We start from the raw sequence: 11,639 nt of genomic DNA, 5'->3' as shown, positions 1-11,639 counted from the left end.
CGGCGTCCTCCGCTCATGAATCGGCTTTCGTTCCGCCTCGGCCCCGCACCGCATGGCTGCGGTACAGGCGCACCCAGGGCAGCGTCTTCCGTTTCCACGCCGCTTGGGCCACGTGGATGAAGACGCAGGCGCGGTAGTCCTCGACCGCTTCCGGGGCGGCACCCGGTGGGGCGACCGTGTCGGCGATCCCCGCCACCCAATCCGCCGTGCGGGACCACCACTCGGCCTGGGCAGCCGATGTCCTGGGATAGTCGACGACCTTCTTCTTCAGCTCCTCCCCGTGCTCCGGCCACACCGCGGTCGCCGCCCGCGAGCGGAACGTACAGCGGTGGCGGCAGCCCTCGCAGTCCGGGAAGGGGGCAAGAGCCGCGTCCACGTCCGGTGTCGCCTCGGCGAAGGCGCGGAACCGGTCGGCCAGTTCCGCGTTGCCGGCGAGCGGCGCCCGGGCCACCCCGGTCTCCGCCGCCGCCTCGGCCCGTACGTTCGGCACCCGGATCAGGGCCGGCCGGTCGATCCCATCGTGGTGCGCGAAGGCCTGGAACGGCTCCAGGGACGACGCGTACCGCTCCTGGTCCGGAGCGAAGCGCATCGTGCCCCCGATGAGCTCGCGGTCGGACGCGGACGGAAGCCGGTGCATGACCTTGAGGTTGGTGTTCTTGTACGCGTCCTCGATGAGCTTCTCCGGGACCTGCTCGACGATCACCAGGCCCTCCCCGTACTTACGGTTCTCGGCCAGCGTGTTGGCGAACGCCTGTGCCGCGCGGGCCTGCGCGTTGCCCTCCTTGCTGTCGCCGCCGGAGGCGACGGGGCGCCCGAGCAGCCGGTGGGCCTCCTCGATGACGGTGACGTGGGAGAGGCCGTCGCCCCGCCGGGTCGCCTTGTAGTGCTCCGTCATCGTTTGCAGGATCAGAGCGGTCACGAGGGACTGCTCCTTCTCGTTGTCACCGACGCCCGCCAGCTCGATGACGACCGGGCGGCTGAGCAGCTCCTCCACGGGGTACGAGCGTGCGCAGTCGAGCGTGCTGCCGCAGGCGCCCTCCGCGAGCGATTCCGCGCGCAGCCGGGACGCGGCGATGATGTTGTCCCGGACTTCTCCGGAGTAGCCGAGCTGTTCGCACTCCTTGCGCATCTCGGTGATGAAGTCGCGGAGCGTGGGCCAGGACCCGGCATGCGCGGGCGTGGAGACGTCGGTGGGGACGATGCCCTTGCGCGCGTACGTGTTGCGCAGTGCCCGGTTGTAGATGGCCGGCAGCGGGTCCCAGAGGCCGAATGCCGCGTCGAAGCAGGCAAGCAGCCCGGCCGTGTGGGTGCTGATCCGGACCCCGGGCGGCACCTCGAAGGGGTTCAGCCGGAACGGTGCCGTGGTCTCGTCGCCGACGGTGAGGACGAGCAGGTCCTCGAAGCCGGGGCGGGTGGCCAGCCAGCGATAGTCGTCGAGCTCGGAGTTCACCGGCTCCAGCACCAGGAACGGCACCTTGTGGTCGCGCCAGAGCTGCTGGCAGAAGGCCAGGGTGGTGTTCGTCTTGCCCGAGCCGGTCGTGCCGACGAACAGGGCGTGCCGGGTGAGGGAGCCGAGGCCGATTCCCAGCGGGCCGGCGGGGGCGCCGTGCACCAGCTGCCGGCCGAGTTCGATTGCCGGGCCGTCGGGCCGGTAGTCGGTCTCCAGCGCCATGTCGGGCCTGCGTACGGGAAAGCCCGGCATATGGCCGTGGACGGCGAGCGGCAGCCGCAGTGCGGCGCCGGCTTCACGGGCGTCGACCAGTTCGGACAGCAGCCGCAGCGGCGGGGACAGGGGTTCGGGCAGCTGCCAGCGCTGGTCGCCGCCCCAGCGCGCATGCTCCAGCGTCGTGATTCCCGTCCACGCCGCGGCCAGCTCCGGTGGCGCCGGTCGTACGGTGACGTAGGCGGGGCCGGTGAATGTCCCGGTCAACGCGGTCCCCTGGGCGGCCCGCTCCTGGGGGGAGACCGTGGCGCCGACCAGCTCGGCAAGGGCTTCGGGGAGCGGGCCGGGGGAAGCGAGCGCGATCCGTATGCGGAAGGCGCGGTCGGTGTAGCGGCGGGTGGCGTCCGTGTACACCTTGGCGGCGTCGACGGCGAAGGCATCCGGGGCGAGTTGGGTGCCGGGGGACCACAGACCTTCCGGCATCTGACCCGGCGCCGCCAGCCGCCCGTAGTGGGTGGCGATGCGGTGCAGCAGCGGCCCGAGGTCGTCCGGCAGCCGGTACGGTTCGAGGCCGACCGTGAGCATGAGCGGGTGCGGGTGCGTGGTGAACGCCTGCCACAGGGCGTCCCACGGAGGCGCTGCTGCGGTGAACGGCTGTGGGGCGAGGTAGTAGTGCACGCCCGCGTCGGGCCGGTTGGGCAGGCCTGTCCGATAGCGCTTGCGGATCTCGGCCAGACCCGCCGGATCGGGAGTGAACGGCGTGAGCCACCGCGCCACTTCGGCGCTGTCCTCGACCGGAGCGCTGTGCACATGGTGCGGCAGCTGTCCCAGCCGGTCGCGGAGGGCGAGCGCAGCTGTCACGGCGGAGTCCTGGCTGCCGGCACGGACCCGGGCGAGCAGCGCACACGAGATGCGCCGCTCAGCCGGGTCCGTCAGGTAGCGCAGCTCGATGCGGGCGTCGTGGCCGGTGTCCCACTGGCCCGCCAGCCAGGCCGTCTCCGCGGCGACCGCCTTGATCCGGCGCTCGTCCTCGGGGAGGTCCGCGTACTCCCTGGTCTCGGTGAGGTCGGCCGCGGCCTCGATACGGACGGCCGCCCAGGCCCACACGGCCGTCCCGTCACCGACGGTCAGGACACCCGGCGGGGCCGGCCGGACGGTCTGCTGATCCATGCCGGTCAGCGGTTCCAGGAGGAGGCGGGGCTGTTGCCGTCGGGGCTGCCGGGCGCCGCGGGCGCCGCGGGCGGCGCGGACTGTCCGGGCGGTACGACGGGCATGGCCGGCGGCGCAGGCGGGTTCGGTGGGCCGGCCGCTGCCGGCCCTTGCCCTGCCGCGGACACGATGGGCAGATCCTGCCCGAAGGTCGACGCGATGGGCACCTCGACGCCTTGCACCGCGATCTCCACGCCTTCCCGGACCGCCGAGTGCACTGCCTCCCGCATCGCGCGCGGTCGCTCGGTGCGCAGCATCTGGTTGACGTTGCCGGTGCGGCCGAGCATTCCGCCGAGGAGGTCCTTGAGGTACGTGCCGATGATCACCGCTCCGGGGCGGATACGCCACATCGTCCAGCCCAGGTAGAGGCTGGTGCCGTACTCGAATACGGAGACGTAAGCCACGTACCGGCCGCTGCTGATGACCAGACGGTTGCTGACCGCCTCCGGCTGCAGGACATCGCTGCGTATCCGGGACGGCACGGCGGACACCGGGATGCGCCGGCGGGCCAGCGCGCCGTAGATCGCGGCGTAGGCGGACGGGGACGCCTGGGCCTTGTCCTCCAGCAGCGTTCGCCACTCCGAGACGGGCTCGGTGAAGGATGCGAACAGCAGGATCAACCAGAAGACGATGAAGCCCAGGATGCCGCCGACGGTGAAGCTGGGGCCGACGGCGTCGAAGTCGAAACCGTTCGTCAGCAGTCCGAACAGCCCACAGGCCAGCCAGACCGCGGTTGCGGCGAAGGCGGCGGTGCACCAGTGGCCGAAGACGGTCCGGAGGGTCACCGACTCGTCGAAGCTCAGCTCGACCGGCTGGTACTTCAGTGTCTGGTTCCGGTAGGAGCCGTTGGGGCCGGTCGCCCCCGAGGCCGCCCAGCCGGCCGGCCCGCCGGTGCTGCCCGGATAAGTGCTCATGTCGTACTCCGCATCGGGATCTGACGTCCGTCGTTGATCGTTCGGCAGGGCAACTTATCGAAATTTCAGATCAGCGGGTGTCCAGGCGGGCTCAAGGGGATACAAATGCCGGGCCGGTACACCCTGGAACGGGCCGGGCACCGGGTCACCCTGGTCACCCACGCCCGCTTCGAGCCCACGCCCGCGACCGGAATTGGCATCCATTGCCGCAGGCACTTCCGACACCGCCGTGGGCAGCGTCCCCTTCGTCAAACCTGATGCACGAGCCTCGTACATTCACGCAATGACCAGCTATACGGCAGCCCGTGTCAGGTGTGCGGAGTGCGTCCCGTCCGCTGGTGCGTGCTCCCGCGCTCCTCTGCCGTCGGAGCCGTCGGCTCCGCTATCAAGGGATGCTGTCGGCGGTCGCCCAACTGGCGCCGGTCCGGGGCCGGGTGGCGGCGTGGCAGGGCCGCTACGACCTGCTCGGTCTCGTGCCGCGGTATCACTTCTTCGCGCCCGTGCCGGGCACCCACGACTACCACCTGCTGGTCCGCAGGGTCTCGCCCGGCGGGGAGCACGGGCCGTGGCGCGAGGTGACGCCCGTGTTCGAGCGGCGCTGGTGGAACGTCCTGTGGAACCCCGACCGGCGTCACCACAAACAGCTCTTCGACCTGGCCACCACGCTGGCCAAGGGCGACCTCACCTGCTCGGACCCGGCAACCCCGCACTCGACCGGCTGCCTCCTGCTGCTGCGCTACGCGACCGAGCGGGCGCGGACCCCGGCCGGGACCGGTGAGGACGTGCGCGTGCAGTTCGTCATCGCGCAGACGGCGGGGGAACGCGGGTCGCACGCGCCCGAGGCCGTGTTCCTCTCCCGCCCGCACCGGATCGGCCGATGGCCCTCGCCCCCGCCACCGCCCTGCACCTGACCGAAGCGCTGGCCGCGACCGGTGTGCTGCTCGGCTCCCTCTTCCACCTCGGCTGCGCCGTCGTCATGGGCCTCAACTGCTTCGTCTGGGCCTTCGTCGCGCTGTACTCGGCGATCACGTACGTCGTCCTCGGTGGCTGACGAAACAGGTCTGGGCAACAAAAAACCCCAGGTCATCCGACCTGGGGTTTCCATAAAGAGCGGGCGACGAGAATCGAACTCGCGCTCTGAGCTTGGGAAGCTCATGTTCTACCATTAAACTACGCCCGCGCGAAGGCCCCTCGGGGCCTCGCATCGTCGCACACTCTACCCCATCGAAGGCCCCCGGTGCACTTGCCGTGGTGGCCTTCTTGTCGTGTGAGGGGGGTGTGGGGGCAGTGAGGATGCGGGCGTGGGGGACGGGAGTTGGGGCGTACCGTGGGGGCGCGGGAAAGGGTGAGGGGCTGCCGGGGTGCCGGGTTAAGCTCGGTCGGATAGATCCCCTAATGTGGCTTTTGTCTTTCACATGTAGGGGAAAGGGAGCTCGATGGAGCGCACCGTCGTTCGTTGTGCCGAAGGGCACGTGTTCAGCACCGCTTCGTTCCCGATGCAGAATCTCGGCCCCGGCCGGATCGGCCCCGGGCGGCTGCTGCGCTGCCCGCGCTGCGCCCGGCTGCGGCAGTCGGTGCCGGTGGCGCATCAGAAGCGCTGATCATGAACAGGTGATCACGAACAGCTGATCGTGAACAAGTGATCGTGAACGATCGGCAGTGGGCGGGCCCGGTCCCTTCGGACCGGGCCTGTGCTGTCCGGTTGTCCGCTTGTCCGGCTTCTCCGCGTATCCTCGACCCGTGCTTCTCTCAGACAAGGACATCCGGACCGAGATCGACGCAGGCCGGGTGCGGATCGATCCGTACGACGAGTCGATGGTGCAGCCGTCGAGCATCGATGTGCGCCTCGACCGCTACTTCCGGGTGTTCGAGAACCACCGGTACCCGCACATCGACCCCGCCGTCGAGCAGGCGGACCTCACGCGCGAGGTCGTGCCCGAGGGCGACGAGGCGTTCATCCTGCACCCGGGCGAGTTCGTGCTGGCCTCGACGTACGAGGTGATCACGCTCCCCGACGACGTCGCCTCCCGTCTGGAGGGCAAGTCCAGCCTCGGCCGGCTCGGTCTGCTGACGCACTCGACGGCCGGCTTCATCGACCCGGGCTTCTCGGGGCACGTGACGCTGGAGCTGTCGAACATGGCCACGCTGCCGATCAAGCTGTGGCCGGGGATGAAGATCGGCCAGCTGTGCATGTTCCGGCTGTCGTCTCCCGTCGAGCATCCCTACGGGTCCGCGAAGCACGGGTCTCGCTACCAGGGCCAGCGCGGGCCGACGCCCTCGCGGTCCTTCCAGAATTTCCACCGTACGCAGGTCTGAGCGACCAGGGACAAGGCGAAGAGCAACAGTGAGTGAGATCCGCGAGAACCTGACCTACCCGATCTTCGGGCAGGCCATCCGTGAGCTGGCGCAGACCATCGCGGACGACGGCTACGAACCGGACATCATCCTGTCCATCGCGCGCGGCGGCGTCTTCGTCGCAGGCGGCCTCGCCTACGCGCTGGACTGCAAGAACATCCACCTGGTCAACGTGGAGTTCTACACCGGTGTCGGCTCGACGCTCGAGATGCCGGTCATGCTGGCCCCCGTGCCGAACGCGATCGACTTCTCCAACAAGAAGGTCCTCATCGCCGACGACGTCGCGGACACCGGCAAGACGCTGAAGCTGGTGCACGACTTCTGCCTCGACCACGTCGCCGAGGTGCGCAGCGCGGTCATCTACGAGAAGCCGCAGTCGCTCGTGAAGTGCGAGTACGTGTGGAAGCGCACGGACGACTGGATCAACTTCCCGTGGTCCGTCGAGCCGCCGGTCGTCCGCCGCGAGGGCCAGATCCTGGACGCCTGAGCAGGCCGGCACCCACGCCGTACGCAGATATGCCGAGGGCCCGCTTCGACCGTGATCGAAGCGGGCCCTCGGCGTATGTGCAGGGTGCCTACAGGGTGCCCAGCTTGATGAGCGAGACGAGCGCCACCAGCTGGATCGCCGACGCCCCGAGCGCCCTCGGCCACGGCAGGTCGTGCGACTTGCTCACCATCGACGTCAGCAGCGCGCCGCCCGCCAGCCAGGTCGCCCAGCCCAGCACCTGGACCAGCGTGCTGTCGCCGCCGAGGAACATCGCGAAGAGCAGGCGCGGCGCGTCGGTGATCGACATGATCAGCATGGACAGGCCGACGGTGGGCTGCCACATGCCGTCGCCGCCGAGCTGCCGGGCCAGCGTGTGGGTGACCGCGCCGAGTATCAGCCCCGCGATCAGCACGATCACGCCGGTGACGAGCACTGAGGGCAGGCTGCTGGCGAACGAGGCGTTGAGGACGTCCTTGCGGGCCTTGTCGAAGCCGAAGACGGCGAGCAGGCCGTAGCCGAAGGTGACGATCAGCGCCGGGCCCCACACGGCATGGTCGCGCATCTGCCAGAAGGTGGCGTTGGGCCGCAGCACGATGCCCGTCAGCAGGTCCTTCCAGTGCAGCCGGGGGCCGCTCGGCGGCGCGGGCGCGCCCGCCTGGTACGTGCTGCCGTCGCCGTAGCCCTGGTCGTCGCCGTAGGGCGCGTACGCGTCCGGGGCCTCGCCGAGGCTGAACTGCCGGGTGTGGCCGGGGTCGGCCGCGGGTGGCGCCTGGTACGGGCCCGGGGCGCCCGGATGGCCGCCGTACGGCTGCTGCTGCCCGCCGCCGAAGTACTCCGGTTCGTCGTAAGCGGCGGGCTGCTGCCACTGCTGCGGCCCGCCCCCGTATCCGCCGCCGTGGCCGCCGTACCCGCCGCCGGGTATGCCGCCCTGCCCGGGGGCCTGCCCGCCGTGCGGGGCCTGCTGCCCGGGACCCTGTCCTTGCCGCGCGGGACCGGGGCCGTGCGAGTCCCGTCCGCGTCCCATCCTGAATCCAGCCACGCCTTCGAACGTACCCGCTCACGGAGGGTGCGGAAGCCGGGCCCGGGAGAACCGGCCCGGGTTTGCGGCCGAGCTGTGACATCCCTTAGGGGAAACCTCAGGGGGCGTGTGGCCCGTGGGGAGGTTTCATTCCTGCGGGGCAGCCAATGGTCGTCGCGGCCCGCTCAGCGCCTCGGTCGCGCGCCTCAGCAGTTCGCGCAGTTGCCGCTCCTCCTCGGGCGCGAAGGCGGCCGACAGGTGCGCCTCGACCTCCCGTGCCGCCGCGTCGGCCCTGAGCAGCAGCACGCGGCCCTCCGGCGTGAGGCGGGTGATCAGGGCCTGGGCGTGGTCGGGAGAGGGCCGCCGCTCGATCAGGGACCGGGCCTCCAGCCCTGACAGCAGCGACGCCATGCTCTGCGGCGTGACGGCGCACGTCCGCGCGAGGGCCGCCCCCGAGGAGCCGGGCGCGAGGGACAAGGCGTAGAGGGCCGCGTACTGCGGGACAGTCAGGCCGAAGGGGCGCAGGACACGGGCCTTCTCCGCCATGAGGGCCTGTTCGGCCCGCTTGATGTGGCTGCCCAGCCGGGCGTCCATCGCGGCCCGGATCTTCTCTTCGGCGCTCATGGGACAGAAGGCTAGCCGGGGCGGGGAGTTGACTCCCGCGGTGGCCGGGGTGCAAGCTGCACTCAAGCAGAACCGTCAGGGTTCTGATGCATATAAGAGTCTTGATATTAGGAATGTCTGGGGGCGATGGGTGTGCCGGTCGTGGAGATCGAGCAGGCAGGCGGCGTGAGCGCGGTCGAGTACCTGGTGGAGGGGGAGGGGCCCGGACTGCTGCTCGTCCACGGGACCGGGGCCACCGGGGAGATCAACTGGCGGCCGCTGATCGACGCCGTCCGGGATCGCTACACGGTCGTGGCGCCCGACCTGTCCGGCTCCGGAGCCACCACGGACGCGGGCGGCCCGCTGACCGTGGAGATGCTGGCCGAGCAGGCGGAGGCGGCGGCCGCGCACGCGGGCCTTACGACGTACGCGGTCGTCGGGCACTCCCTGGGCGCGGCGGTGGCCGCGGCGGTCGCCGGGCGGCGGCCGGAGGCGGTGACCTCGCTCGTCCTGCATGCGGGCCTGGTGAAGACGGATCCGCAGATGGCATTCATGGCGGACCTGTGGGGGCGGCTGATGCGCACCGACCCGGAGCTGTTCGCGCGGCTGCTGCAGCTGACCGCGATGGGCCCCGGGACGCTGCGGGCCCGGACCGCGGAGGACTTCGAGGCGGCCGCGGCCGGATTCACCGCGATGCTCGACCCCAGGGTCGTCCGGCAGATCGAGCTGGACGCGCGCGTGGACATCGGCGGCCTGGTCGACCGGATCACCGCACCCACGACCGTCATCGCCAGCACGCACGACCAGATCGTGCCGGAGCACCACCAGCGCGAGCTGGCGGCGCGGATCCCCGGGGCGCGCTACGTCGCCGTGGACGGCGGGCACGGACTGCCGTTCGAGGACCCGAAGCTGTTCGTGGACGTGGTCGTCGAGGGGCTGGAAGGCGGCCGCTGAGACGACGAAACGGCCGGCCCCCGCGAAGGGGGCCGGCCGTCTTTGTATTGCGTACCGGCGTTACTTGACCGGCTCGGGCTCCGGCGCGTCCGCCGTCTCGCCGTCCTCCTCCGGAGCGGCCGGGGTCTTCACCGACTCCAGCAGCAGCTGGGCGACGTCGACGACCTGGATGGACTCCTTGGCCTTGCCTTCGTTCTTCTTGCCGTTGACCGAGTCCGTCAGCATGACGAGGCAGAACGGGCAGGCGGTCGAGACGATGTCGGGGTTGAGCGACAGCGCCTCGTCCACGCGCTCGTTGTTGATGCGCTTGCCGATGCGCTCTTCCATCCACATGCGCGCGCCGCCGGCGCCGCAGCAGAAGCCGCGCTCCTTGTGGCGGTGCATCTCCTCGTTCCGCAGGCCCGGCACCTTGGCGATGATCTCGCGCGGCGGCGTGTAGACCTTGTTGTGGCGGCCCAGGTAGCAGGGGTCGTGATAGGTGATCAGACCCTCGACCGGGGTGACGGGGACGAGCTTGCCCTCGTCGATGAGGTGCTGCAGCAGCTGCGTGTGGTGGATGACCTCGTACTCGCCGCCGAGCTGCGGGTACTCGTTGGCGATGGTGTTGAAGCAGTGCGGGCAGGTCGCGACGATCTTCTTCTTCGCCTTCTCGACCTTCACACCCTCTTCGGCATCCTCGCCGAAGGCCATGTTCAGCATCTCGACGTTCTGCTGGCCGAGCTGCTGGAAGAGGAACTCGTTGCCCAGGCGGCGGGCGGAGTCACCGGTGCAGTTCTCGTCGCCGCCCATGATGGCGAACTTCACGCCCGCCATGTGCAGCAGCTCCGCGAAGGCCTTGGTGGTCTTCTTGGCGCGGTCCTCCAGGGCGCCGGCGCAGCCGACCCAGTAGAGGTAGTCGATCTCCGTCAGGTCCTCGATGTCCTTGCCGACGACCGGGACCTCGAAGTCGACCTCCTTGGTCCACTGCAGACGCTGCTTCTTCGCCAGGCCCCAGGGGTTGCCCTTCTTCTCCAGGTTCTTGAGCATCGTGCCCGCCTCGGACGGGAAGGAGCTCTCGATCATCACCTGGTAGCGGCGCATGTCGACGATGTGGTCGACGTGCTCGATGTCGACCGGGCACTGCTCGACGCACGCGCCGCACGTGGTGCAGGACCACAGCACGTCGGGGTCGATGACGCCGTTCTCCTCCAGCGTCCCGATCAGCGGGCGCTCGGCCTCGGCCAGGGCGGCCGCCGGGACGTCCTTCAGCTGCTCCTCGGAGGCCTTCTCGTTGCCCTCTGCGTCCTTGCCGCCGCCCGCGAGCAGGTAGGGCGCCTTGGCGTGCGCGTGGTCGCGCAGCGCCATGATGAGCAGCTTGGGGGAGAGCGGCTTGCCCGTGTTCCAGGCGGGGCACTGCGACTGGCAGCGGCCGCACTCGGTGCAGGTGGAGAAGTCGAGGATGCCCTTCCAGGAGAACTCCTCGATCTTCGAGACGCCGAAGACGTCGTCCTCGCCCGGGTCCTCGAAGTCGATCGGCTTGCCACCGCTCGTCATCGGCTGCAGCGCGCCCAGCGCGACGTCGCCGCTGGACTCGCGCTTGAACCAGATGTTCGGGAAGGCCAGGAAGCGGTGCCAGGCCACGCCCATGTCCGTCTTCAGCGAGACCGTGATCATCCAGATGAAGGACGTCGCGATCTTGATCATTGCGAAGAGGTAGGTGAGGTTCTGCAGCGTGCCGAGGCTCATCCCCTTGAAGGCGGCGACCAGCGGGTACGAGGCGAAGTAGGCGGCCTCGTAGTGGTCGACGCCGTGCAGGGCGCCCTCCAGGGCGCGCAGCGTCACGATGCAGATGCCGACGATGAGGATGACGGCCTCGACGAAGTACGCCTGGCCGGTGTTGGAGCCCGTGAAGCGGGACTTGCGGCCCGCGTTGCCCGGCCTGCTCAGCTGCCGGATGACGATCAGGACGATGATGCCGAGCGTCGTCAGCGTGCCGATGCCCTCGACCCACAGCTCCCACGGCAGCCAGTCGCCGATGATCGGGATCAGCCAGTCGGCCTGGAAGAGCTGGCCGACGGCGTTGACGATCGTCAGCAGCAGCCCCAGGAAGCCCACTGCGACGAACCAGTGCGCGACGCCGACGGTGCCCCACTTGTTCATGCGGGTGTGGCCGAGGAATTCCTTGGCCACCGTGACCGTGCGCTGCTTGGGATCGTCCGTGCGGGTGCCGGCCGGTACGGGCTGGCCCAGCCGTACGAAGCGGTAGATCTGGAAAATGGCACGGCCGAACAGCGGGAATGCGACCGCGATGAGGACCAGCGACACGATGATCGCGGCGAGTTGCATGAGGGGCTCCTCGTGCCTGCGAGAGCGGGGAACGTCTGGATTACTAAGCAGTAACTTATCCAGTCTCCGCCGACATTACCCAGTATTCACATGCCCATGAACCCGACGGGC

The 11,639-nt window shown here is 69.8% G+C and carries 11 protein-coding genes and 1 tRNA gene; 6 read left to right on the top strand and 6 right to left on the bottom strand.

Annotated elements, in window-relative coordinates; all coding sequences use genetic code 11:
* Positions 1–13 precede the first annotated feature (13 nt).
* Positions 14–2,833, bottom strand: coding sequence for an ATP-binding protein (locus FHS39_RS14680; protein WP_184349798.1), 2,820 nt, complete (start codon positions 2,831–2,833; stop codon positions 14–16).
* A 5-nt stretch (positions 2,834–2,838) separates the two neighbouring features.
* The gene (locus tag FHS39_RS14675) at positions 2,839–3,786 is read right to left on the bottom strand and encodes an adhesin (RefSeq protein WP_184349797.1); all 948 of its coding nucleotides are present in this window, start codon (positions 3,784–3,786) and stop codon (positions 2,839–2,841) included.
* Positions 3,787–4,178: 392 nt separating this feature from the next.
* Here FHS39_RS14675 and FHS39_RS14670 point away from each other — a divergent pair, with 392 nt between their 5' ends.
* Positions 4,179–4,697 carry a hypothetical protein gene (locus FHS39_RS14670; RefSeq protein ID WP_184349796.1) on the top strand — a complete coding sequence of 173 codons (519 nt, stop codon included), beginning with the start codon at positions 4,179–4,181 and terminating at the stop codon, positions 4,695–4,697.
* Positions 4,664–4,837, top strand: a complete 174-nt coding sequence (locus FHS39_RS14665) for a hypothetical protein (RefSeq protein WP_184349795.1) — start codon at positions 4,664–4,666, stop codon at positions 4,835–4,837. The genes FHS39_RS14670 and FHS39_RS14665 overlap by 34 nt, the downstream gene beginning before the upstream one ends.
* Positions 4,838–4,895: 58 nt before the next feature.
* Here the strand turns inward: FHS39_RS14665 and FHS39_RS14660 are convergent.
* Positions 4,896–4,966: transfer RNA gene (locus tag FHS39_RS14660), tRNA-Gly, on the bottom strand.
* 256 nt (positions 4,967–5,222) lie between these two features.
* Between FHS39_RS14660 and FHS39_RS14655 the strand changes: the two genes are divergently transcribed.
* The 3 genes from FHS39_RS14655 to FHS39_RS14645 all read left to right on the top strand — a co-directional run bounded on the left by FHS39_RS14655 (position 5,223) and on the right by FHS39_RS14645 (position 6,628).
* A complete protein-coding gene (locus tag FHS39_RS14655; RefSeq protein ID WP_184349794.1) occupies positions 5,223–5,387 on the top strand; it encodes a hypothetical protein in 165 nt (54 codons plus the stop codon).
* 139 nt (positions 5,388–5,526) lie between these two features.
* Entirely contained in the window at positions 5,527–6,102 is a 576-nt protein-coding gene (dcd, locus tag FHS39_RS14650) for a dCTP deaminase (RefSeq protein WP_184349793.1), read from the top strand.
* A gap of 28 nt (positions 6,103–6,130) precedes the next feature.
* Positions 6,131–6,628 carry a phosphoribosyltransferase gene (locus FHS39_RS14645; protein WP_099200074.1) on the top strand — a complete coding sequence of 166 codons (498 nt, stop codon included), beginning with the start codon at positions 6,131–6,133 and terminating at the stop codon, positions 6,626–6,628.
* A gap of 88 nt (positions 6,629–6,716) precedes the next feature.
* On the opposite strand, the gene FHS39_RS14640 is transcribed toward FHS39_RS14645, so the two are convergent.
* Positions 6,717–7,652, bottom strand: a complete 936-nt coding sequence (locus tag FHS39_RS14640; RefSeq protein ID WP_184349792.1) for a Yip1 family protein — start codon at positions 7,650–7,652, stop codon at positions 6,717–6,719.
* Positions 7,653–7,793: 141 nt separating this feature from the next.
* The gene (locus FHS39_RS14635) at positions 7,794–8,270 is read right to left on the bottom strand and encodes a MarR family winged helix-turn-helix transcriptional regulator (protein WP_184349791.1); all 477 of its coding nucleotides are present in this window, start codon (positions 8,268–8,270) and stop codon (positions 7,794–7,796) included.
* Between the two features lie 126 nt (positions 8,271–8,396).
* Between FHS39_RS14635 and FHS39_RS14630 the strand changes: the two genes are divergently transcribed.
* The gene (locus FHS39_RS14630; protein WP_221462781.1) at positions 8,397–9,203 is read left to right on the top strand and encodes an alpha/beta fold hydrolase; all 807 of its coding nucleotides are present in this window, start codon (positions 8,397–8,399) and stop codon (positions 9,201–9,203) included.
* A gap of 60 nt (positions 9,204–9,263) precedes the next feature.
* On the opposite strand, the gene FHS39_RS14625 is transcribed toward FHS39_RS14630, so the two are convergent.
* Positions 9,264–11,528: a (Fe-S)-binding protein gene (locus tag FHS39_RS14625; protein WP_184349790.1), complete on the bottom strand. Its 2,265-nt coding sequence runs from the start codon at positions 11,526–11,528 to the stop codon at positions 9,264–9,266.
* Positions 11,529–11,639: the final 111 nt, after the last annotated feature.

It is taken from the genome of Streptomyces olivoverticillatus, from assembly GCF_014203555.1.
GTDB classification, from domain to species: Bacteria; Actinomycetota; Actinomycetes; order Streptomycetales; family Streptomycetaceae; genus Streptomyces; species Streptomyces olivoverticillatus.
The sequence above is the reverse complement of the archived record's forward strand: the minus strand, read 5'-3'. Positions and strand labels throughout refer to the sequence as shown.